19 protein-coding genes are annotated in these 21,930 nt (G+C 61.0%); 3 read left to right on the top strand and 16 right to left on the bottom strand.

Annotated elements, in window-relative coordinates; genetic code table 11:
- Positions 1-32 precede the first annotated feature (32 nt).
- The 9 genes from dapB to PZH32_RS09610 all read right to left on the bottom strand — a co-directional run bounded on the left by dapB (position 33) and on the right by PZH32_RS09610 (position 10,466).
- Entirely contained in the window at positions 33-800 is a 768-nt protein-coding gene (gene dapB, locus PZH32_RS09570) for a 4-hydroxy-tetrahydrodipicolinate reductase (protein ID WP_275207831.1), read from the bottom strand.
- 68 nt (positions 801-868) lie between these two features.
- Positions 869-3,103, bottom strand: coding sequence for a polyribonucleotide nucleotidyltransferase (locus PZH32_RS09575; RefSeq protein ID WP_275207832.1), 2,235 nt, complete (start codon positions 3,101-3,103; stop codon positions 869-871).
- Between the two features lie 162 nt (positions 3,104-3,265).
- A complete protein-coding gene (gene rpsO, locus PZH32_RS09580; protein WP_275207833.1) occupies positions 3,266-3,553 on the bottom strand; it encodes a 30S ribosomal protein S15 in 288 nt (95 codons plus the stop codon).
- Positions 3,554-4,435: 882 nt separating this feature from the next.
- Positions 4,436-5,203, bottom strand: a complete 768-nt coding sequence (recO, locus tag PZH32_RS09585) for a DNA repair protein RecO (protein ID WP_275207835.1) — start codon at positions 5,201-5,203, stop codon at positions 4,436-4,438.
- 12 nt (positions 5,204-5,215) lie between these two features.
- Positions 5,216-7,393: a PASTA domain-containing protein gene (locus tag PZH32_RS09590; protein ID WP_275207837.1), complete on the bottom strand. Its 2,178-nt coding sequence runs from the start codon at positions 7,391-7,393 to the stop codon at positions 5,216-5,218.
- Positions 7,394-7,577: 184 nt separating this feature from the next.
- Positions 7,578-8,501 (bottom strand): GTPase Era, encoded by a 924-nt coding sequence (gene era / locus PZH32_RS09595; protein ID WP_275208227.1) that lies wholly within the window; start codon positions 8,499-8,501, stop codon positions 7,578-7,580.
- Positions 8,502-8,544: 43 nt separating this feature from the next.
- On the bottom strand, positions 8,545-9,003 hold the full coding sequence (locus tag PZH32_RS09600; protein ID WP_275207838.1) for a diacylglycerol kinase family protein: 459 nt from the start codon (positions 9,001-9,003) through the stop codon (positions 8,545-8,547).
- A gap of 11 nt (positions 9,004-9,014) precedes the next feature.
- Positions 9,015-9,503 carry an rRNA maturation RNase YbeY gene (gene ybeY, locus PZH32_RS09605; protein ID WP_275207839.1) on the bottom strand — a complete coding sequence of 163 codons (489 nt, stop codon included), beginning with the start codon at positions 9,501-9,503 and terminating at the stop codon, positions 9,015-9,017.
- Between the two features lie 3 nt (positions 9,504-9,506).
- On the bottom strand, positions 9,507-10,466 hold the full coding sequence (locus tag PZH32_RS09610) for a PhoH family protein (protein WP_275207840.1): 960 nt from the start codon (positions 10,464-10,466) through the stop codon (positions 9,507-9,509).
- Positions 10,467-10,679: 213 nt separating this feature from the next.
- Between PZH32_RS09610 and PZH32_RS09615 the strand changes: the two genes are divergently transcribed.
- On the top strand, positions 10,680-11,147 hold the full coding sequence (locus PZH32_RS09615) for a nucleotidyltransferase family protein (protein WP_275207841.1): 468 nt from the start codon (positions 10,680-10,682) through the stop codon (positions 11,145-11,147).
- Positions 11,144-11,491: a HepT-like ribonuclease domain-containing protein gene (locus PZH32_RS09620; protein WP_275207843.1), complete on the top strand. Its 348-nt coding sequence runs from the start codon at positions 11,144-11,146 to the stop codon at positions 11,489-11,491. The genes PZH32_RS09615 and PZH32_RS09620 overlap by 4 nt, the downstream gene beginning before the upstream one ends.
- A gap of 61 nt (positions 11,492-11,552) precedes the next feature.
- Here the strand turns inward: PZH32_RS09620 and mtaB are convergent, their stop codons facing one another.
- The 5 genes from mtaB to PZH32_RS09645 form a co-directional block, all read right to left on the bottom strand.
- The gene (mtaB, locus tag PZH32_RS09625) at positions 11,553-12,839 is read right to left on the bottom strand and encodes a tRNA (N(6)-L-threonylcarbamoyladenosine(37)-C(2))-methylthiotransferase MtaB (protein ID WP_275207844.1); all 1,287 of its coding nucleotides are present in this window, start codon (positions 12,837-12,839) and stop codon (positions 11,553-11,555) included.
- A 64-nt stretch (positions 12,840-12,903) separates the two neighbouring features.
- Complete coding sequence (locus tag PZH32_RS09630; RefSeq protein ID WP_275207846.1) at positions 12,904-13,854, bottom strand: RsmE family RNA methyltransferase; 951 nt, start codon at positions 13,852-13,854, stop codon at positions 12,904-12,906.
- A gap of 117 nt (positions 13,855-13,971) precedes the next feature.
- Positions 13,972-15,120: a molecular chaperone DnaJ gene (dnaJ, locus tag PZH32_RS09635; protein WP_275207847.1), complete on the bottom strand. Its 1,149-nt coding sequence runs from the start codon at positions 15,118-15,120 to the stop codon at positions 13,972-13,974.
- 43 nt (positions 15,121-15,163) lie between these two features.
- The gene (gene hrcA / locus PZH32_RS09640) at positions 15,164-16,174 is read right to left on the bottom strand and encodes a heat-inducible transcriptional repressor HrcA (protein WP_275207848.1); all 1,011 of its coding nucleotides are present in this window, start codon (positions 16,172-16,174) and stop codon (positions 15,164-15,166) included.
- Positions 16,175-16,394: 220 nt separating this feature from the next.
- Positions 16,395-17,942, bottom strand: a complete 1,548-nt coding sequence (locus PZH32_RS09645; protein WP_275207849.1) for an FAD-dependent oxidoreductase — start codon at positions 17,940-17,942, stop codon at positions 16,395-16,397.
- Between the two features lie 209 nt (positions 17,943-18,151).
- Here PZH32_RS09645 and PZH32_RS09650 point away from each other — a divergent pair, with 209 nt between their 5' ends.
- A complete protein-coding gene (locus PZH32_RS09650; RefSeq protein WP_275207850.1) occupies positions 18,152-19,597 on the top strand; it encodes a response regulator transcription factor in 1,446 nt (481 codons plus the stop codon).
- Positions 19,598-19,618: 21 nt separating this feature from the next.
- Here the strand turns inward: PZH32_RS09650 and hemW are convergent, their stop codons facing one another.
- Complete coding sequence (gene hemW, locus PZH32_RS09655; RefSeq protein WP_275207851.1) at positions 19,619-20,731, bottom strand: radical SAM family heme chaperone HemW; 1,113 nt, start codon at positions 20,729-20,731, stop codon at positions 19,619-19,621.
- Between the two features lie 150 nt (positions 20,732-20,881).
- Complete coding sequence (gene dusB / locus PZH32_RS09660; RefSeq protein WP_275207852.1) at positions 20,882-21,853, bottom strand: tRNA dihydrouridine synthase DusB; 972 nt, start codon at positions 21,851-21,853, stop codon at positions 20,882-20,884.
- Positions 21,854-21,930 lie beyond the last annotated feature (77 nt).

Below are 21,930 nucleotides of genomic sequence, written 5' to 3' on the forward strand. Positions count from 1 at the left end.
TCCGGGGATATCGGGAGCCGTCCGCTACTCCCCTAGTCCATGAAGGTTTCAAGGCCGATGATGAGGCCTTCGCGCTCCCCTACGCTGCGGATGCCCAAGAGGACACCGGGCATGTAGGAGGTGCGGTCCCAGGAGTCGTGACGGATGGTGAGGGTTTGGCCCAGCGAGCCGAAGATGACTTCCTGGCTGGCCACAAAGCCCATGGAGCGCACAGAGTGCACGGGCACGCCGTCCACCAGGGCGCCGCGGGCACCATCGGCGCCCTCGATTTCGGTCTCGCGGCCAGGGGCCTCGGAGACGCGAGGGGCGCGGGCTTCGGCGATCATCTGGGCCGTGCGCACGGCGGTGCCAGACGGAGCGTCCTTCTTGTTGCAGTGGTGGTACTCGATGACCTCGGCCTCCGGGAAGTACGGGGCGGCCGCCTTCGCGAACTCCATCATGAGCACGGCGCCCGTGGTGAAGTTGGGGGCGTAGAACAGGCAGGCGCCGTTCGCGGCCGTGGCGGCCAGCTCCTCGAGGGTTTCGGTGGACAGGCCGGTGGTGCCCACGACGCAGTTCACGCCGCGCGGCAGCGCCACGGCCAGGTTGCCGGCTACCACAGAGGGCTGGGTGAAGTCCACCAGTACATCGGGCGTAACGGTGTCCAGGGCTTCCTCCACGGTGCCAAACACGGGGAAAGGGGCTTCCTTGGCATGGGGGTCGATGCCGCAGATCACCTGCATGTCATCGGCGGCGGTGACGGCATCTACGACGGCCGAGCCCATGCGGCCGGCATAGCCAGCGACAGCTACGTTGATCATGGGATTCTCCTCTCGAAGAAGTGAGGGCGGCTTTGCGGCCGCCCTCGAAATTCCAGCTGTGAAGAAAACTAGTTGCCGTTGCTCTCGTGGCGACGACGGGGGGTGCGGCCGGAGCGGCCGGGACGGTTGTCCTCGCCGCCCTCGCGACGCTCGCGGGGCTTGCGCTCGCTGCGCTCACCGCGGTCCTCGCGACGGGCGGGAGCGGAACCGGCCGGCGCATCGGGCTTGTCGAGACGATCCAGCGAGATCTTGCCGGTCTTCGGATCCACCTCGAGCACGACGACCTTGATGACGTCGCCCAGGTTGAGCACGTCCTCCACCTTGCCCACGCGACCGTTGGCCACGCGGGAGATGTGGAGCAGGCCGTCCTTGCCGGGAGTGAGCTTCACAAAGGCGCCGAAGTCCTTGATGCCAACGACTTCGCCCTCGAATTCCTCGCCTACCTCGGGCTCCTTCACGATGCCGAGGATCATGTCCTTGGCAGCCTGCATGGCGGTGCTGGACACGGCGCCCACGTGGATGGTGCCGTCCTCTTGGATGTCGATAGAAGCGCCGGTTTCCTCCTGGATGCCGCGAACCACCTTGCCGCCGGAGCCGATGACGTCGCGGATCTTGTCCACGGGGATCTTGATGGTCTCGATGCGAGGTGCGGTCTCCTTCATCTCGGCACGCGGTGCGTCGATGGTTTCCAGCATGGCGTCCAGAATGAACTTGCGACCCTCGTGGGCCTGCTTCAGGGCGCGGGCCAGAATGTCGACAGACAGGCCCTTGGCCTTGTTGTCCATCTGCAGGGCGGTAATGCCGTTGGGGGTGCCGCACACCTTGAAGTCCATGTCGCCGAGGAAGTCCTCGATGCCCTGGATGTCAGAGAGGATGACCACGTCATCGCCCTCTTTGATGAGGCCCATGGCCACACCGGAAACCGGGGCGGAGATGGGCACGCCGGCGTCCATGAGGGCCAGGCAGCTGCCGCAGGTGGAAGCCATGGAGGACGAACCGTTGGACTCGAGCACCTCGGAAACCACGCGGATGGCGTAGGGGAAGGTGTCGGTGTCGGGCAGCACGGGCAGGATGGCGCGCTCGGCCAGAGCACCGTGGCCGATCTCGCGGCGCTTCGGGGCGCCCATGCGGCCGGTCTCGCCGGTGCAGTAGGGCGGGAAGTTGTACTGGTGCATGTAGCGCTTGCCCTCTTCGGGCCAGATGGTGTCAAGGCGCTGCCACTCGTTCAGCATGCCCAAGGTGCACACGGAGAGCACCTGGGTCTGACCGCGCTGGAACAGGCCCGAGCCATGAACCCGGGGCAGGTAGCCCGGCACGATGTAGAGCGGACGGATCTCCTCGGGGGTACGGCCATCGGCGCGCTCGCCCGTCTCGATGATCATCTGGCGCATGGCGCGCTTCTCAAGGGCCTTCAGAGCGGCCTTGATGTCGGAGCCCCAGGCGGCGCGCTCTTCCTCGGTGAACTGCGTCTCGATGATGCGGTTCTTCAGGTCCTCGACCTTTTCCATGCGGCTGGCCTTATCGGCGTCGCGCAGGGCGGCGGACATGTCGGCCAGGAAGGGGTCGACCTTCTCGGCGATGGAGGGGTCGGCGGCGTGGATGGTGTACTCCATGGGCGTGGGGTTCACCTGGGCGATGAAGGCAGCCTGCTTCTCGCAGAAGGCAGCGATGGCCTCCTGGCCGAAGGTCATGGCGGCCAGCATGTCCTCCTCGGTGATTTCGGCAGCGCCGGCCTCGACCATGGAGATGTAGTCGGCGGTGCCGGCAATGGTGAGCTCCAGGTCGGAGGCTTCCATCTCGTCCACCGTAGGGTTCACGATGAACTCGCCGGTCTCGATGTTGCGGCCGATGCGCACGCAGGCGGCCGGGCCGTCAAAGGGAGCGCCGCCCACCAGCAGGGCCGCCGAAGCGCCGGCCACGCAGATGGTATCGGGCAGGTTCTCGCCGTCGTTCACCAGCGGCGTGCACACGATGTGCACTTCGTTCTTGTAACCGTCGGGGAAGCCCGGGCGCACGGGACGGTCCACCATGCGGGCCACCAGGGTGCCGTGGTCGGAGGCCTTGCCCTCGCGCTTCAGGTAACCGCCGGGAATGCGGCCCACGGCGTACATCTTCTCGATGTAGTCCACCGTGAGCGGGAAGAAGTCGTAGTCTTTCTCCTGATTGGAGACGACGGCCGTCACCAGCACGCTGGTGGCGCCGCAGGTAACGAGCACCGCGCCCGTGGCCTGCTTGGCCAGCTCGCCCGTTTCCAGGCGGTACTGCTTGCCGTAGAGCTCGAATTCTTCAACGATTTTAGTCATAGTGCAAAAACTTTCTCTTCACCTTCCTGGCCTCATTGCCCGGAAGCTTCTTCAGTGACGGGCTACTTACCTTTCCCCCGCCCCTGCGAGCGCAGAACGCCCTTGCGCCTGCGACCGCCCTATCAGAAAACGAGGCCCCGAAGGGCCCCGTAGCTGAACGAACTAGATGTTGTCGCGGATGCCGAGCTTCTTGATAAGCTCGCGGTACTCGTCGATGTTGCGGTTCTTGATGTACTTCAGCATACCGCGGCGCTTACCGATGAGCATCATGAGGCCGCGACGAGTGTGGTTGTCCTTCTTGTGCGTCTTCAGGTGCTCGGTGAGGTTGCGGATGCGCTCCGAGAGGATGGCCACCTGAACCTCGGCAGAGCCGGAGTCCTGGTCGTTCTTGCCGAACTCCTTGATGAGTTCCGCAGTGCGCTCCTTGGAGATGCTGTCCTTGTTCGCCATGGTTTCCACCTTTCCTGCAGCGGGGCCGCTGCCTTTGATGCCGCGGCTTGATGCCGGCGGCGCTTACGTTGTTGCGTCCGTTCTGAGTAGGCAAGGAAGTGGTCCATGCGAACTAAAAGCGGACGGGCTGCAATGCAGCTTGCCTAGTATAGGTCACCTTGTGCCCGGTGTTGTTGACGAATTGGTGAACGCCACGGTTTCTTCAAGGGCTGCCACGCTTGCACTGCTCCCGCTTGCTCGGCCTTCGGCGTTGCTCGCGGTTGCTGGGGTATTCCGGGTTGCTCCACTGGTCCGCGGGCGGGGGCGCCATCCCGCTCCGGGCACGCGCCGCTCCGCTGCTCGCTTCGCTCGTGCGCTGCGCTCCCTCATGCATTTGCTGGGCGGCCTTCGGCCGCTTTATTTTTTGGTGTTCAGACGGTGCCCTCCGGGGATGCCGCCCCCGCCCGCTGCTCTGTCTTACTTGCCCAGGGTCAACCTGCCTCAGGTTCCAGGATCAGGCGGTTTGGTTCCCTCTTCGCTACAGAAGAGAAAATTTGACCTGGGATTTTGCTCACAACGGATACCAAATTGGCCGATTTTGGCAGTCTGCGGGGAACCAAACTAGCCGTTCTTGGAACCTGGCCGGCACTGCCCCCACCCGCTGCTCTTACTGGGTTGGGTTGGGATGCGGCTGTTGTGGCGAAAGTTCCAGAATTAGTGGCTTTGGTTCCCTTCTTTTGCGAACTGGGTATGGATGACCTGGTGCTTTGCAACCTTCGGGTACCAAAGAGGGTTGTATTGGCTGCTCGAGGGGAACCGAACTGCCCAATCCTGGAACTTAGCATCTGCCTGCGAATGAACTTTACGTGGGCTGACTGAACTTCAGCTGGCCTACTTACTTCACTAGAACAAGCCGCTGGTGAATAGGAACTCGAGGCTTTTGAGAGGGCTTCCTATGTGGGCTCGGATGAGCGCTTGTTCTAAATGGAGGACGGCGAAGGTGGCGCTGAGATCCTGGGGGCCTTCGGCGATGGCGTCGAAGGTGCTGGTGAGGAAGTATTGGGCCCAGCAGAGGGTGGCCGCATCCTCCCTGACGGTTTCGAAGGACGAGCGGCAGGTTTCGCAGACGACGCCTCCCTCGATGGCCGAGAACGGGACGGTCATGCCTTCGGAGAAGGCAAGCTCGGTGCCGCAGCCCACGCATACTTCGAGGCTGGGACGGAGGCCGGAGAAGGCGAGCATCTTCAGAAGTGCCGCCGCGGCCAGAGCGGCGCGATGAGGGCTGTCGGCTCCGTCCATGACGTCGAGGGCCTTCGTGCTGGCGGCGAACAGGCGCGGGTTTTCCAGATCGTGCTGGCTGACGCGGGCCAAAAGCTCTAGCAAGGGAGCAGCGGCCGACGAGGCCTCGATGTCTTGGCGAAGCGCGCTGTGGGGCGCCACGATGCGTGCTTCCTTGAGGATGTCGAGGTTGCGCCCGCAGGCGCACAGGGCGTCGATGACGCAGAATGGCTCAGTGCGGGCAGCGAAGGAGCTCTTGGGTTTGCGGGCTCCTTTTGCCACCACGCGCTTTTGGGAGCCGTCCTCGGCAAGCAGGGTGAGAATGAGGTCGCTCTCCCCGAGTTTCGTGCGCTTAAGCACCAGGGCGCGAACGGTGTAGGTAGGCTGGGCCACCCTGCGCGCCTCCTAGTAGCGGATGGCGGGGCTGGCGTAGGAGACCTCGTTGTTGTCGTCCCACACGATGCCGCCCTCGATGGTCTGCACCTTGTCGTCGTAGTACGTTTTCTCGCCCAGGCCGAAGGGCAGCGTGACTACCTCGTACTTCTTGGCGGTAACGGTGTAGTTCACTTCCCCGTCGCCGCGATAGCTAGTGCTCTTCACGTCCTGCACCTGGTAGGTAACTTTATCGATGGTGAGCGTGGCGCCGGGCAAAATGGAAGCGGTCAGCTCGCGCAGCTCGGTGCCGCGGGAATGGGCGATGTAGAGCGTGACGTCGGAGCCGGAATCGAGTTTGGTGCCCGCTTCGGGGTCGGTAAAAACGGCGGTGCCCTCCTCAATGTCCTCGGTGACGTACCAGTCCGTGGAAACGTTGTAGCCCTCGTCCTCCAGCAGCTTAATGGCCTCGTCCTGGCTCTTGCCCTCAACGTCGGGCACGGTGAAGGGAACGGCCACAGTGAGCGTGATGGGGGTGTCGGCTTTGGCCTCCTCCCCTGCCTTGGGGCTAACGGACAGCACGGTGCCCTCGTCCTTGTTGGACTTCTTCTCCTTGTACTCGATGGCCGTGAAGCCCTCGGCGGCCAGGGCATCCGCAGCTTCTTGCTGGCTCAAGCCCTTGACTTTGGGAACCAGGCGCGGGGTTGCCACGGTCAACACCACGGTGCTCCCCTCTTCGATACGGCTGCCGACAGCAGGATCGCAGCTGATGACAGTTCCTTCCGGTTCGTCGGAGGGAACGGTGGTGGCTTCGACGGCGAACACCCTCTGCTCGAGGTCTTCGATGGCGGCATCTTGGGCCATGCCGATGACGTCGGGCACAGTGCGACCGCCCCAGAGCTCGGCGTAGTAGGTACCTCCGGCCACGGCCAGGGCTATGACCAACACCACGGCGCAGATGCCAATGACCAGCGGCTTTTTCGATCGGCCGGTACGGCCGTGGGAAGGCTGGGTGGTGCTGCGGGTAACTTTGGGAGCTTGGGTGGCGGAAGCGGCCGAACGGCTCTTCGCAGGTGCCGGCTCGTCCACAGTATCTTCAGTAGGCGCGTCCTGGGTTTTTCCCAGCGAAAGGGCCCCTGATGCAGCAGGAGCCGCAACGGCGAGGCCGGCGCTTTCATCGGCGCTCGAAGCCGACGTATCCGCAGGAGCAAGCGCTTGGTGCTCTCCTGTGTGACGGCGAGGGGCGAGGGTGAGCGACGCCTCTTCCGCTTCCTGGCTCGTTATGCCTGGTTCGGCAAGGGCTGCTGCGCCGGCCGCTGCCATCAGAGCTGTGGGCTCTTCGGCGCCGCTCAAGGTGTCCTCGGCTGCCGGCGTTGCGCTCTCGGCGGGAAGCGCCTTGGCTCCAGGTTCGATAGCCGCCTCTTCGCTCGCCTCTTCAAACGCAAGTGAAGCAGCTCGTTCGCTCTGCGCCTCCTCGGCCGCGGCCAGGGCGGCAGCTTCGTCAGCAGCGCGGCGTTCTGCCGCGGCTGCTTCCTGGGCCGCACGGGCCTCTTCCTCGGCGGCCTTGCGGGCAGCACGCGCCTCATCCTCAGCGGCCTTGCGGGCAGCACGTTCCTCGGCTTCGGCCGCTTTGCGCGCCTGACGCTCTTCCTCTTCGGCAGCTTTGCGGGCCGCACGTTCCTCGGCGGCCGCGGCCTTCTGGGCCGCCTTAGCAGCCTTTTCCTGCTCTTTCGCCAAGCGGGCTTCTTCTTTTTGCTGCTGCTTGACGTACTTTTTCTCCAGGCGCTTCTGCTCGCGATCGCGCTTGCGCTGCTCCTTGGGGTCGAGCCCCAGCGTGTAGCTGCGGGCACGGGGAACATACTCCTCCTCGATGCGCGGCAGCTCGGCCGTGTCGCCGGCGGAATTGCGCGGCGCGGGCGGAATATAGCTGGAGTCGACCAGACGCTCGAAGCCGGAAAGGTCGGGGATGTCAACGGGATCGGGCAAGGGAGCGGATCCCTCTTCGGGCGTGACGCGCTTCACCTCGGGCCGCGGGATTTCAGGAACCTTCACAATGGGCGGCACGTCAGAGAGCACCTCGCCGCGACGCTTAGCGTCAGTGGACGGGGTTATGATTTCGGGAATGTCCATGCGTGCGGGAAACACCTCGCCGCAGTTCTCGCAGAACGGGGCATCGGGGCGATTCTCAAATGAGCAGTGGGGGCATTTCATCTACGTTCTCCTCATATATGGGCATGTCGAGGGGAATTGTACCCCATAAGCTGCGTTGATTGGTCATTCATCGAAGCCGTATCGACAACAAAACAGGAACAATTGCTCGATGGCGCCATCGACGAAAAAAGCCGTCCGCGCTCGTGCGGCGGACGGCTCCGGATATGGCACGGGCACCTGGAGCCTAGGAGGCTCCCTCGCCGTAGCCGAAACGGCGGATTTGGTTGGCATCGCGGCGCCAGTTCTTCTTCACCTTGACCGACAGATCGAGGAACACCTTCGAGCCCAGGAGCAGCTCCAGATCTTTGCGGGCCTCCGAGCCGATGCGCTTGATGGCCGCTCCGCGCTTGCCAATGATGATGCCCTTCTGACTGTCGCGCTCCACGTAAATGACGGCGAAGATGCGGTAGAGATTCGGCGGCTCGAACTCCATCTCCTCGATGCCCACGCCGATGGCATGAGGCACCTCGTCGAAGAAGTTGCGCAGCACCTTCTCGCGGATGAACTCGGCCACGGTTACTTCCAGCGGCTGGTCGGTTTCCATGTCGCGGGGAAACCACGCCGGGCCTTCGGGCAGCAGGAACTGCACTTCCTCGACGAAGGCATCCACGTTGCGGCCGGTTTCCGAGGAGAGCGCCACCATGGCGTCCCAATCGGCCAAATGCTCCGCCGCCTCGCGCTGAGCACTGATCTGAGCTTCGCTGGCCAAGTCGGTTTTCGTCAGCACGCAGATCTTGGCCGATCCCTTGGCGGCGCGCACCTGCTCGGCCACCCATTCGTCGCCCTTGCCGATGGGCTTGGACGAGTCGATGAGCATGGCTACCACGTCCACGTCCTCCAAGGCTTTGATGGCGCTGGTGTTGAGCTCCTCGCCCAGGGCGTCCTTAGGCTTGTGCAGGCCGGGCGTGTCGACGAGGATCATCTGCATGGCGTCGGTGGTGTAGACGGCGCGAAAGCGGTGGCGCGTTGTTTGCGCGGTGTTCGAGGTGATGGCAATCTTCTTGCCCATGATGGCGTTGAGCAGAGTGGATTTGCCGGCGTTGGGGCGCCCTACCAGGGTGACGAACCCGCTTTTGAAATCAGGGTTGGTGGGAAACGAGCCTCCCATGGGGTTTTCGGCGAAATAAGCATCCAGATCCATGGATTTCCTTTCAGAGGAGTGAGAAAACGTGGGGCAGGAACACTATGAGCCCGACCACGAGCGACCCAATAGAGGCCACCAGCACCGCTCCGGCGGCGGCATCCTTTGCGGCGCGGGCCAAGGGATGCCACACGTCCGTGGCCAAATCGACTACCGATTCGATGGCAGTGTTGATAATTTCAGCGGTAGCCACCACCATAATGCAGAGCACGATGGCCAACCATTCAGGCTGGGAAATTCCCAGGGCAAACCCTAAAATGACGGTGAGAAGCCCGATGGCGCCCTGAATCTTCAGGTTGCGCTGCGAGGTAAAGGCATAGCCCACGCCCCGGGCGGCACAGCGAAAAGCGCAGGCCAGCGGAAAACGTCCCTCGCCGCAGGAGCGGCTTTGGGCAGCCGTGCGCACCCCCGAGACGGACTTGTCCGTCGGGGCGTCCGATGCGTTGCTGTCAGCTGGGGGGCGGGACATTGACGCGATGGCTAGCGGCGCTCGTCCATGGGAGGCAGGTTGCGCTCGGACCACTCGCGCAGAAGCTCGGCCTCGCGGGCTTCCATAACCTCCGCCTCATCGTCTTCAATGTGGTCGTAGCCGCACAGATGCAAAAGGCCGTGGACCAGCAGAAGGCTGATTTCCTGCTCGAGCGAGTTGCCGTACTCCTGGCTTTGGTTCTCGGCAACGTCCGGGGCAATAATGACATCGCCCAGCTCGTAGAGCGGGCAGGCTGGACCGTCGGCGGCGGTGATGTCGTCGGCAATGTTGTCGCATTCGAAGGACAGCACGTCGGTGGGACCCTCGATGTTGCGGAAGCGGCCGTTGAGTTCGGCGATGGTGTCGTTGTCCACAAAGCTGACGGACACCTCGGTATTCAGCGGCTTCCCCTCGCGCTCCAGGACAAACTGGGCAAGGTCGTGCAGCGGCATGGCCGTCAGGTCGTCTTCACGATACGGGTAAGTAATGAGAATCTCCATGGCTTACTTCGCCTTTCCCGCCGCGCGCTCGTAGGCGGCCACGATGGTGGCTACCAGGGAATGGCGCACGACGTCCTTTCCGTTGAGGTCGCAAAATGCGATGTCGTCGATGCCCTCGAGGATGCTGCGCACCTGAACCAGGCCGCTGGTGCCGCGGGGCAAGTCAATTTGGGAGATGTCGCCCGTGACGACAATTTTCGAGCCGAAACCCAGGCGCGTCAGGGCCATTTTCATCTGCTCGGGCGTGGTGTTTTGTGCCTCGTCCAAGATGATGAACGCGTCGTTGAGCGTGCGCCCACGCATGAAGGCCAAGGGTGCAATCTCAATGGTGCCGTTTTCGATAAGGGCGTTGGCGCGCTCTTGGTCGAACATGGAATAGAGCGCGTCGTAGAGCGGGCGGATATAAGGGTCCACCTTCTCGAAGAGCGTTCCCGGCAGAAACCCCAGATTCTCCCCTGCCTCCACAATGGGGCGCGACAAGATGATGCGGCCCACTTCCTTGCGCTTGAGGGCCGCCACGGCCATGGCCATGGCCAGATAGGTTTTGCCCGTGCCCGCCGGTCCGATAGCGAAGGTGACGGTATGGTCGCGGATGGCGTCGACGTAATGCTTCTGGCCAGCGGTTTTCGGGCGAATGGCCCGACCGCGGTAGGACAGCAGCACGTCCTCCCGCAGCGCCGTGGGCGAAAACTCGGCCCGGCGCAGAAGCTCGACGGCTCGCTGCACGTAGGGTACGTCCGGGGTTTCGCCTTCTTGGACCAGCTTGAACAAGTCTGTGAACAGGGCCACCAGTTGCTGGACTTCTATTTCATCGCCTTCGAGGGCGACGGTGTTGCCCCGCACGGTAATGCGCGCGGCGAAGGCCTGCTCAAGTTCGTGGAGGATTTCATCAGTGGCACCTACGACCAGCGCCATGTCCACGGGGTCCGGCGCTGTGAGCGTTATGTGCGAAAGTTCAGTCATAGGCGACATTGTACCCTATGTTGTGCGTCCGCTCCAAAACCGTACGAATATGTTAGATAGGCCGCTAAGGACGCGGTGCGTTGCGGGTTAGTTTGATGGTCAAGGGCGTGGACGATACGAGTTGGATCAACGGGGTCATTTCTTCTTTTGTATTCGTAATAGATTTCCCCTAGAACTTCTATTAGAATTAAGAAGCGTACGAAGGGGGTAATCATGGCGAAGACAATCTCACTGTATTTATCGGAACAGGCTTTGGAGAAGCTTGACGCCTGTGTGCAGATGCTTGCCTGCAAGGATGAGGCGGCGGGGCTTTCGGGCAGAGCGGTTACCAGCCGTTCCAGCTTCATCGAGAAGCTCATTGACGCCTATGAGCCGCCCCAGGAGGTGCTCTCCCCTGAGGAAATTACCTACGCCGTGGTGTCGCTGGCGCAAGAATATGGGGCAAAGAAGGTCTCTCTGTTCGGCTCCTATGCCCGCGGCGAGGCCACCGGTGCAAGCGATGTCGATCTTCTCCTAGAGAAGGGATCCATCAAGGGCTTGCAAGTGCTTGATTTTCAGGAAGCGCTTGCCAAGCAGCTCGGACGCCCAGTGGATGTGGTGACAACTGCTGGGGCGAGCGAGCGTTTCCTGGCTAAAGTGTCCCAGGAGGCAAAGGTGCTCTACGAAGTGGTGGAGCTATGAACGCCGAGGATCGTGACAACGACCAGCTCGGTGTTATCCTGCGTTATTGCGAGCGGCTTGAAGCGGCACAGACCCGTTTCGGCAGCAATTACGAGGTATTTGCGCGTGATGAAGTCTTCCAGGACAGTTGTGCTCTGTGTCTTATTCAAATCGGCGAAGCGGTTCATCGCTTGTCGGAAGAGTTCTGCCAGGCGCATCCCAATATTGAATGGAAATTGATCTACGGCATGCGGTGTCATTTAGCGCACGGCTACGAAATTTTCGATACCGAAATAGCCTGGGATGCCATAACTAAGGAGATCGCTCCCCTGAAGGCGTTCTGCGAGGAGCGGTATCGGGGCTAAGTGCATTCTGGTATTCGAGGTCTGTCGAACGTTCTCTGGTGCTTGCCGCTCGGAAATGTTGCTAGAGCGCGAGCGTCACCAGGCTACCTACGGAGCAAGATTCGGTGAGCGCAATCTCGTGATAGCTTTCCGTGGTGGCTCGCGTGGAGGTTTCGACTAGAGCGAGCTCGGTGGTGCCGGCACGGTTCGCGCGATCGGCGGCAGCCAACTCGTCGGAGAGCTGACGCAGACGAGCAGCACGAGCGGCCTTTACGTCGGGAGGGACCTGGTCGGGGCGTTGGGCGGCGGGCGTGCCTTCGCGACGGGAGTACGGGAATACGTGAATCTTGCTGAAACCGCAGTGCTGGGCCAGCTTCACCGTGTCCTCGAAATTCTCTTCCGTTTCACCAGGAAAACCCACAATGATATCGGTGGTCAGGGCGATTTCAGGCACCATGGCGCGCAGGTAGTCGACGAGCTGGCGATATTCCTCCGCGTCGTAGGGGCGCGCCATTTCGCGCAGTACTTTGGAGCTGCCTGACTGCAACGGCAGGTGCAGATGGCGGCACAGGCGCCCCTCGGCATCGGCAAGAAGGCCGATGAAATCCATGGACACGTCCATAGGCTCGATGGAGCCGATGCGGAAGCGGCACGGAGGCTCGCCAGGTTCGTGCAAGTCGGCGGTATCTTCGAGCAAGCGACGACAGAGGTCGGCCAGGTCGCAGCCTTCGTCGTCGTAGGATCCTAGGTTGATGCCAGTCAGCACAATCTCGCGCACGCCTGCGCGAGCTAGGGCAGTGGCTTCGGCTACCACCTCGTCAGCGGAGCGACTTGTGGCACGACCGCGGGCTACATGAACGATGCAATAAGTGCAGGCGTTGTCGCAGCCGTCCTGGACTTTGATGCCAATACGGGTGCGACCATCGGAGGGCATGGGGGACGCTGCCACACCGTTTGACTGAGAAGCGAGGACGGTATCTTCGCTGTCTGCGCCCGCTTTGTCTTGCGCGGGCGTCGAGTTTGCGGACGATGCCTCCCCTGCTCCATCAAAAGTTTCTGCGAGGTAGATGGCCGCTTCGGCCTTGGGAACGACGGTCACGCGCTCGCCGAGGCTCGCGTAGGTTTCCTGGTCGATTTCAGTGGCGCATCCGGTGACGATAACCTGAGCACCAGCGCTAGCATTGAGGGCGTGGCGCACGGCCTTGCGCGTCTTCTTCTCGGCCTCACCGGTAACCGTGCAGGTGTTCACCACAATGAGATCGGCCTCGGCCTCCGGAGCTGGCACTCCCCCGCGCTCGGCCAGCAAACGCTCGAAGCCATCGGACTCCACGCGGTTAACCTTGCAGCCCAAATTGACAACGCAAAACAAAAACCGCGGCGAGACGCCTGGAAGTTGCCATCTGCCCGTTGCCGTTTCGGCATGCCGTTCTGCGCTACTCATCGTCGGCTCCCGGGGTCTCGATGAGACAGCCAACCGTCTGACTTGTCTCATCCTCATCGAACATTGCGGCGAAGGATTGGGCGATGGCGGGCGGTTTGTAAACAGGATCGTCATCGCGGACTCCCTCGAGAGCTGTTGTCCTCTGGCTTTGAGTCGCGTTGCCCATGCCTCCCAGCTCGTAGAGCACGAGGGCGGGGGCCACGATGCCCGCTGTTTCTGTGCGGAGAATGGAGGGACCCAGGGTGACGAGGGAGGCGTGCGGGTTGGCGTCCAGTAACAACTGCACCTCGTCTTCAGAAAGACCGCCCTCAGGGCCGACTACCACCGCGATACGCGCATCTTCGGCCGGTGTGCGGGTGTCCAGAAGCGCCCCTTGTATCGCTTCTCGCAGGCTGGCGCTTTGCGGCGCCTCCTCCCAGCACACCAGTACGGCCGTAGCCCCGCCGAGCTGTTCGGCGGCCTGGCGTACCGTCATCGGTTCGCTGACCTCGGGAATGCGCATCTGGCCTGACTGCATGGCGGCGCTTTTGGCGATGGCCTGCCAGCGCTCGGTTTTGGCGGCGGCCTTCTTGCCGTCCAGTTTCACAATGGAACGAGCGCAGGCCAGGGGTACGAACGCCGCCACGCCGACTTCAGTGGCGTGGCGCACAACCGTCTCCATTTTGTCGCCCTTGGCCAAGCCCTGCAGCAGCATGATTTGGGGACCGTCGGGCAGCGCCTCCTGGTGCTGGGCAATACGCACCAGGGGCACCTCGTCGGAGAAATCGACAATCTCGCACTCGAAGTAATCGCGATCGGCGTCAATCACCGCCACATGCTCGCCAGGTGCAAGCCGCAGCACGCGAGCATGTTTGGCGTCATCGCACGTCAGCCGCAGCGGAAACACTTCCTCTGTTTCGGCAGCTAGTACTTGGTTGTCTAGGAAGAACCTCGGTAAAGACACTACGATCCAATCCTCGCATTATTGTTATAGTCGGCCACGCCCCGATCAAAGCACGCTGGTACCCATCGAAGCCACGGCGTCGATGGGAGCGCGGTCCCGTCAGGGCGAAGGAGCTCTTTACTCGAAGATGTCGCGCAGCTTCTGCAGCGGCGAGCGCTTCTCGTCGTTGACGTCCTCCCCCATGTCCTCGGCCAGTTGCTCCAAAAGCTCGCGCTGGCGCTTCGACAGCTTCTTGGGAATTTCGACGTCGATGTGGGCGAAGAGGTCGCCGCGGTTGTCGCTCTTCAAGCGCGGCATACCGTAGCCCTTGACGCGTACTACCTGATTGTTCTGGCAGCCTTCAGGAATGGTGACGACCACCTTCTCGTCCTCGTAGATGCCGTCGATCTCAATATCGGCGCCCAAAGCGGCCTGGACCATGGGCACTACCAGCTTGCAGTGAAGGTTGTCGCCGTCGCGCTCGAAGAACTCGTCGGGGTTGATGCGCACCGTGACAATAAGATCGCCTGCCGGCGCTCCCTGCATGCCCGCCTCGCCGTAGCCGGCAATGCGCAGCTGTTGGCCGTCGCGAATGCCCTTGGGAATTTCCACGGACACGCGCTGGCGGTCAGGCACGCGGCCCTGGCCTTCGCATTCAGGACACGGGTCCTCGATAATGGTGCCCGTGCCATGGCACTTGGGGCACGTGGTGGCCGACTGCATATCGCCCAGGAAGGTGTGCTGCACGGTGACCACGCGGCCGCGGCCATCGCACTCGGGGCAGGTGACTTCCTTGCCGTCCGGGCCCAGACCAGTGCCGTCGCAATCGGGGCACGGGGCCAGGCGGTCGTAGACGATCTCCTTTTTCTCGCCCGTGGCGGCCTCTTTCAGCGAAATGCGCACACCAACGCCCATGTCGCGACCGTCTTTGCGCACCTGGCGACCGCCGCCCGCGGCAGCGCCCCCGAAGAAGGTGGAGAAGATATCGCCCATACCGCCGAAGCCGCCGCCGAAAAGGTCCTCGAAATCGATGTTGACGCCGCCGTAGGGGCCACCGGCTCCCGCCGCACCTGGGATAGTGCCGAAGCGGTCGTACTGGGCGCGCTTCTGCGGATCGCTCAGCACGTCGTAGGCCTCGTTCAGCTCCTTGAACTGGTCTTCGGCATCGGGGGCCTTGTTAACGTCCGGATGCAGCTCACGGGCGCGATGGCGAAACGCCTTCTTGATTTCCGCCTCGGAGGCATCGCGGGACACGCCGAGTACTTCGTAGAGATCCTTCTGGGCCATAATTGCTTGCTCAAACCTTTCTTAGGGGTTGAATGCTAACGGGTTATTCGTCGTGCAGCGCGCACTGGGCAGCGCGCACGGCGCGAATGACGTTGGAGTAGTTCATGCGCGTGGGGCCGATTACGGCTACCACGCCCTCGCTCTGGCCGCGGCCGTAGGGGCAGGCCACCACGGAAACACCGGCCAGCTCGGAAGCGGGGTTCTCGTGGCCGATGCGCACCATCACCGGGCTTTCGGCTTCCACAGTATCGTCGAAGGTGTGCATGAGCACACGGTCGTCCTCGAGCACCTCCATAACCGGCACTAAAGATTTTGCGTCACTGAACTCGGGCTGGCGAAGAAGCGACGACAGGCCCAGACGATGGGCGCGGCCGCTATCGCTTTCGCCCAGGCACTCGACGACCTCGTCGATGATGAACTGCACCAGCGGGTCGGACAGCGCCTCGATGGTGTTGAGGTCCAAGGTACGGCGCACGTCGCGCGCCGATTGCCCCACCAGCACTCGATTGAGCAGGTTCTGGGCAGCGGCCAGCTCGTCGGCGGTTACTTCCTCAGTAAAGGTGATGTTGCGGTTGGCCACCTGGCCGTCTTCAGCAACGAGGATGATAATGGCCTGGTAGTTCGAGAGCGATACCAGAGTAAGCTGGCGAATGCGGCCCGAGAACACCGAGGGAGCCACCACAATGGACAGGCAGTTGGTCAGTCGAGCCAAGGCGGCCGACGTGTGCTCCATAAGGCTGTCGAGCTCGGTAGCGCTGGCGCGCAGCTCGTCGATGAGGCTCTGGTGAGGACGCTCTTCCGCCGCCAGCCCCGACGAGAGCAGCTCGTCGACAAAGGCGCGATAGCCGGCATCGGTGGGAACGCGGCCTGCCGAGGTGTGGGGCTGCTGAATGAACCCGGCATCCTCCAGGGCCGACAGGTCGTTACGCACCGTGGCGGGGCTTACGCCCAGGCGGTGCCGTTCGGTCAGCGCCCGCGATCCTACGGGAGCGGCCAGTTCAACATAGTCTTCGATAAGCGCGCGCAGGACACGCTGGCGTCTCTCTGACAGCATCTTGGCTCCTTTCCCGACGGGCGTGGGCTTCTCTCTTGCCTGGTGGTTATTGACGCTATTTTAGCAACCTCGCGGCGTGAGTGCTAAGGAGAAGAGAATTTCGACGTAAGCGACACACGCGCACGGGCAGAAGGCGAAGGGATGCGCAAAAGGCTGGCGCACTATGTGTGCGTCAGCCTTCGGGGAGGGGCTTCTTATGAAATGTTAGAGGTCAGCAACGCTAGCAGTATGTCTCCACCGCATGCTGAGCAGCCACACGTGCGGAATTGATGCTGTTGCCGCTGCACGAACCAGGAGTGCCGATGGTGTACAGATTGCGGTACAGCATGCAGCCTTCTACGCCGATTGCATACAGACCTTCAATCGGCTCGTGCTTTTCGGTAACCACCTGGAATTCATGGTTAGTTCCGGTGCTGCCGATAGTGACCGCAACGAAGAAGGTCGGCTCGCACATATAATAAGGACCTTGGTCGTAGGCGCGAAGATACTGCTTGTCTTTACTCCATGCGTCATCTTTTCCTGCCACGCACGCCGCATTGTATTGCTCGACCGTGGCAGAAAGGGCCTGGGCATCAATGCCGAAGAATTGGGCAAGTTCCTCGATCGTATCGGCCTTGACAATATCCTCTGCTCCCTGCGAGATTACCCCGTCAATCGAGGCTTGCACTTCCATGCCCTTTTCGGTTTCAAATTGCTCCATAAGCCCCTGCGTCCACAGGAAGTAGCAGCTCTCCTGGTTGAACTTCGGCGGATTCTGCAGCGAGTAGTTCACAGCGCAGTTGTCTTCCTTGAAGAATCGCTCGCCGCTCTCGTTTACCCAGATAAAAGAAGGCTCAAGGCAGAAGAACATGTTTGACATGTCCCAGCCCCACGAACCAATAAGAGACCCGGCGTTATCGCAGGTGTACGGAATCATATTCTTGGCTCCCACTGCAGCCGCCAGCTCATGACCAGAGCCGTCGTTGGTGGGCAGCCCGATGCAAAGATAATCCTCATCAGGATAACCATATCCCTGGATCAGATCGCCGTTGGCAGCAAAACCACCTGTAGCCAAAATAACCGCCTTGGCGTTAACCTGAATACAGCCCTGCTTGCCATCCGCATAAAGGCCAACCACCTTGCCTGCATCGTCTTGAATCAACTCAGTGGCCTTCGTATCAAACAAAGCCTCGATGCCCAGTTCCTCGATACGAGCAGTCATCGGCTCGACATAGCCCGCGGCAGCGCCTCCATCATACCAATGGAACACTGCATAGTCCTTGCCGTGGTAGTCGTCCACATTCGAGTAGCGAACTCCCTGCTCAACCAGCCAATTGATGTTATCACCCGAGTTCTTCATCATATTCTGCCAGCCAACGCCATCAGCGCGCCATTGGGACTGCTCCATCTCGTCGAGAAGAATAGCGTTCGCATCAACTTCGATATTCTGGGCGTTCGCCATGTCCGAGCCGATGCCGAACGATCCTTCAATTCCGTTGAGCGCGGATCCGCCAGCCTGGCTGTTCGACTCAACGAGCAGCACATTCGCACCCAATTCGTGAGCCTGCACGGCCGCAATCAGTCCCGAGAATCCTGCACCGACAATGCAGATATCGCAGTCATACGTCTCGGCCACTTCTCGATCGACCGTGACCTCATTTTGATTCTTCTCGCTTGATTCGTCGGTCGTGCCTGTCGCTGGCAACGAGCAGGCCATAAGGCCACACGCCGACAATCCTGCCGCTCCCGCCAAAGCTCCCTGCACAAAGTTCCTTCTCGTGATTTCCATGGCACATCCTTTCCCTCGTATCTCCTTCATGAATGCCTACCGCCATCTGCTCGGTCATTCGAACACACCGGCTGTCACGAATCCGAGTCTATGGGCGGCAAATCCTCGCTCGCAACACCCGTAAAGAGGAGTATCTTGATATCACCCACCATGGGTGATGCAAAAGGGTGATAGGCAGTGATCTGCTTTAACTCTGAGAAAGGGGTTCTATGGAAGGCAGACGCGAAACGCTCCTGTTCATCTTTGCCTACGCGACTTTTGTGGCGACTGCCGGCTTGGTGCTCTTACCTCAAAATGCTAGCGTTTACGCACTTGACCTTGGTACTGGCAGATTGATTGAAAACATTGCCATGCTGGCGACGTATTTGTTGCTCAGCGTGTTCGGATTCAAACACAACGTCAGAACCCTGTCTCTGCCTTGGTCGCTGACAAGCCTTGCCATTGTGTTTTTAGGGCACCTGGCTTTCATGCTGGAATCACTGAGCCTCGTTCGGATCACGCTCATTCCCACCGTAGTGCTGCACATCGGCAACGGCTCGTCTATCGCCGTGCTATTTACCTTTTGGGCAAGCGCCTCGTACCTGTTTGACACAAGACGATTCCAGCTTGGTATCTTTGCCGGAAGTCTTATTTCGTGCCTGATCGTTATTGCCACAACAGCACTTGATACCTACCTGATAAGCTTCTTCGTTCAATGCGGCCTTGTTATTGCATCGGGCATCTTAACGTTTCTCCTCCTCAGAGCCGCTTCCCATCGCACGGGTGGAAGAAAAGGAGAGGAGACGAAATCATCGCAGAATCCGCTTCATCTCGACGCGTTGGCGCGTACATTCCAGGAATCGGGAGCGCTCAAGCTGCTTGCGCCCATTCTGTGCACCTGTGCCTTTGCCGGCATGTATTCATTTTCCTGGTCAATGGCAAACGATGGAACTTTTGCAACCATGTTCTACGCCATCGGCGAAGCTGCCGCCATGGCGCTCCTATTTTCGGCTGCGGCAATGCCAGAGCTTTTTTCGCACATGAACGTACTTGTGGTCTACCGATGGCTATTCCCTCTCGCCTGCCTATCTACCGGAGTGATCTGCTTTGTAACAGGAACCTTCCAGCTCCTTCTTCTTTCGGTGCTCAGCGCTTTCTTCAACCTTTTGCTGATTAGCCTGACGCCACTATGCGCCGCCGAGGGTAAGAAAACCTCAAACCCCGTCGTAACCCTTTATGGACTTGCTCAGTCGATCATCACCGCTTTTACCACTCTCGGTCATACCCTGCATTTTGCCTCAGAGCAAAACCCGGTTTACGGGGCGTTGATCGTGATGCTTCTTGGAGTGGCAATGTACATTGCCACGCTGCTCATCCCATCTGACAAAACGATCTCTCTCGACTTCCAGTACATTCAATCCCCTGTTTCAAGTCAAGTATCTGACTGGGAAGCATCGAGCAGCGCCATCGCTGACGAGTATGGTCTGACCGCACGAGAAAAGGACGTGCTCGATCTTCTTGTCATGGGAAGAGACATTCCAAGCATCTCGAACGAATTAAGTATCTCGAAAAACACTATCAAGACTCATGTAAAGAGAATCTATGCAAAAACAGGTATCAGCTCGCGACAAGGCATCGTCGACCTCGTCGAGCAATTCCGAAAATCACTGCTATAGGACAAAGAACTCACTAACGCTTTACGGCGCTAGCTCCAGGAGCCGGCCGTAGAGCTCGTTGCCGCAGAGCCAGCCTTGGTCGGTGGGCTTCCAGCGGCCGTCTTCGTGGACGGCAAGTCCGAGATTGGCAAGCTCGGCGAACGTGGCAGTTGTTGCGGGAATGAGCGTTGTGGCTTGCTGGACCTGTTCATCGGAGATTCCCTGGGCCATGCGCATGCCCAGCATGAGGTCTTCCGCCGCCATTTGGCGCTCATTCAAGTCGTCAATGACCTGACCGTCTTGTACGCGCATGCGGCGCTCGTTGTTTTGGGTCATGGTGACGGCCGATGCGCCCAGTCCCAGATAGGGCTTGCCGGTCCAGTAGGCGGTGTTGTGACGGCTTTCGAAGCCGGGCTGGGCATAGCTGGCCACCTCGTAGCGATGGAATCCCGCGTGCTCCAAAACCTCGCGGGCCGCCTCCATGGCCTCGGCCTCCACGTCGTCATCGGGCTCGGGCATTTCTCCGCGGAGCACGGCACGATCGAAGGGCGTGCCCGTCTCGATGGTCAACGGGTACACCGAGACATGCTTGACCCCCAGGGCCACGGCCTCCTCTACGCTGCGGCGAAAGGAGGCAGCGCTCTGGCCGGGAATGCCGCACATAAGGTCGACCGAAACGTTCTCGAAGCGCGTCTGAGCTGCCGCCACCGCTGTACGGGCTGCGTCAGCATCATGAGCGCGCCCCAGAATGGACAGCACCTCATCGTCGAAGGACTGCACGCCCAGCGACAGTCGGTTCACGCCCAGAGCCCAAATATCGCGCACCATGGCTTCAGTCAGGCTCTCCGGATTCGCCTCCATGGTGCATTCCACCGCAGGCTCCAAATGCATGGACATGGCCAAGGCGTACAGCAAGCTGGACAAACGCTTCATACCAATATAGCTCGGCGTACCACCGCCCAAATACACCGTCTCTAGTGCCCCCAGCTTCCCCTCCCGCGAGGCACGGCGAAGGTCGAGTACCAGCGATTCCACGTACTCGTCAATAACCGACGAATCGCGCTCCACCGCACGGGTAGCAAAATCGCAATACCCGCACCGCTTCACACAAAAGGGAATATGCAAGTAGAGCGCTTTATAAGGATCGTAAGGCACGGAATGACTCTCTTTCTCAACGAGTAGTCTTGGGACAGGGGGCGTTGCAACCGAGCGAGTTCCGCAGCGACGAGAACAGTCCAGTGGACTGTTCTCCAAAGCGAGGACTGTCTGAGCGAATTGCAATGCCGCCTGTCCCAAGACGGACAATCACGAGTGAGCCACTGCTATCTCCAGCAGCTCGTCAAACACCGCATCGAAGTCCTCCAGGTTAGTGCAGTAGTTGATGCACCCCCGGGCGGCGGCGGCGCCGGGCAGCCCCGCCAAGTACCACATGGCATGTTTGCGCATGCGAACGATGTTGCGCCCTTCGCGCTGGGTAAGCAGGCGGGCATGGCGGCGCGCCATGGCAATGCGCTCCTCTATCGAGGGCGCCGCAGGCTCGGGATGTCCCGCTAATGCGGCTTGCACCTGGGCAAAAAGCCAGGGGTTTCCCTCGGCGCCCCGGGCAATCATCACCGCGTCGCAGCCGGTCTGCTGCGCCATGGCCACAGCATCGGCCCCGCAGCGAATGTCGCCGTTGCCCACCACGGGCACCGAGACTGCCTCTTTGACGCGGCCGATGACGCCCCAATCGGCGCTCCCCCGGTACAGCTGCTCGGCAAAGCGGCCGTGCACGGTAACGGCATCAGCGCCGGCGTCCTCCATACGGAGTGCGAAATCCACCGCAGTCTCATCGCCCTCGCCCCAGCCACGGCGGAACTTGACCGTGACAGGATGCTGCACGTTGTCCTTCACGGCGCGGACGATATCCGCGGCCAAACCGGGGGTCTTCATAAGGGCCGAGCCGTCGCCCTTCGACACGATCTTGCGCGCCGGACAACCCATGTTGATGTCCAGGTAGGCCAGGTTCTCCCCCAGGGCATCTTCGATCCAGGCGGCCTGCGAGGCCATGACGTCGGGCTCGTGGCCGAACAGCTGCACGCCCACCTGGGTTTCCCCATCGGCCAAGGCCAGCAGATGGCGCGTTTTCTCATTGGCGAAGGAAAGCCCCTTGGCCGACACCATTTCGGTAAAGGCCAAGTCAGCACCTTGCTCAAGGCAGAGCGAGCGAAACGCGATATCTGACACGCCGGCCATGGGCGCCAACAGCACCCGATAGCTTCCGAACAAACCCTCCATGCTAGACGGCCAGTCCAAGCGAGAACGTGCAGCCCACCGCAAAAATAGCGATGACAGCCAAAAGCACAACGACAATC

The sequence above is a fragment of the Adlercreutzia equolifaciens genome (genome assembly GCF_029076695.1).
Classification (GTDB): domain Bacteria; phylum Actinomycetota; class Coriobacteriia; order Coriobacteriales; family Eggerthellaceae; genus Adlercreutzia; species Adlercreutzia equolifaciens_A.

Coding starts and splice junctions, on each gene's coding strand:
- PZH32_RS09610 (WP_275207840.1), bottom strand. CDS start 10,466: ATGACTGAACTTTCGCACATAACGCTCACAGCGCCGGACCCCGTGGAC.
- PZH32_RS09600 (WP_275207838.1), bottom strand. CDS start 9,003: ATGTCCCGCCCCCCAGCTGACAGCAACGCATCGGACGCCCCGACGGAC.
- PZH32_RS09575 (WP_275207832.1), bottom strand. CDS start 3,103: ATGACTAAAATCGTTGAAGAATTCGAGCTCTACGGCAAGCAGTACCGC.
- ybeY (WP_275207839.1), bottom strand. CDS start 9,503: ATGGAGATTCTCATTACTTACCCGTATCGTGAAGACGACCTGACGGCC.
- dusB (WP_275207852.1), bottom strand. CDS start 21,853: ATGGAGGGTTTGTTCGGAAGCTATCGGGTGCTGTTGGCGCCCATGGCC.
- hrcA (WP_275207848.1), bottom strand. CDS start 16,174: ATGCTGTCAGAGAGACGCCAGCGTGTCCTGCGCGCGCTTATCGAAGAC.
- era (WP_275208227.1), bottom strand. CDS start 8,501: ATGGGAGGCTCGTTTCCCACCAACCCTGATTTCAAAAGCGGGTTCGTC.
- PZH32_RS09650 (WP_275207850.1), top strand. CDS start 18,152: ATGGAAGGCAGACGCGAAACGCTCCTGTTCATCTTTGCCTACGCGACT.
- rpsO (WP_275207833.1), bottom strand. CDS start 3,553: ATGGCGAACAAGGACAGCATCTCCAAGGAGCGCACTGCGGAACTCATC.
- PZH32_RS09590 (WP_275207837.1), bottom strand. CDS start 7,393: ATGAAATGCCCCCACTGCTCATTTGAGAATCGCCCCGATGCCCCGTTC.
- dapB (WP_275207831.1), bottom strand. CDS start 800: ATGATCAACGTAGCTGTCGCTGGCTATGCCGGCCGCATGGGCTCGGCC.
- PZH32_RS09615 (WP_275207841.1), top strand. CDS start 10,680: ATGGCGAAGACAATCTCACTGTATTTATCGGAACAGGCTTTGGAGAAG.
- PZH32_RS09620 (WP_275207843.1), top strand. CDS start 11,144: ATGAACGCCGAGGATCGTGACAACGACCAGCTCGGTGTTATCCTGCGT.
- PZH32_RS09645 (WP_275207849.1), bottom strand. CDS start 17,942: ATGGAAATCACGAGAAGGAACTTTGTGCAGGGAGCTTTGGCGGGAGCG.
- dnaJ (WP_275207847.1), bottom strand. CDS start 15,120: ATGGCCCAGAAGGATCTCTACGAAGTACTCGGCGTGTCCCGCGATGCC.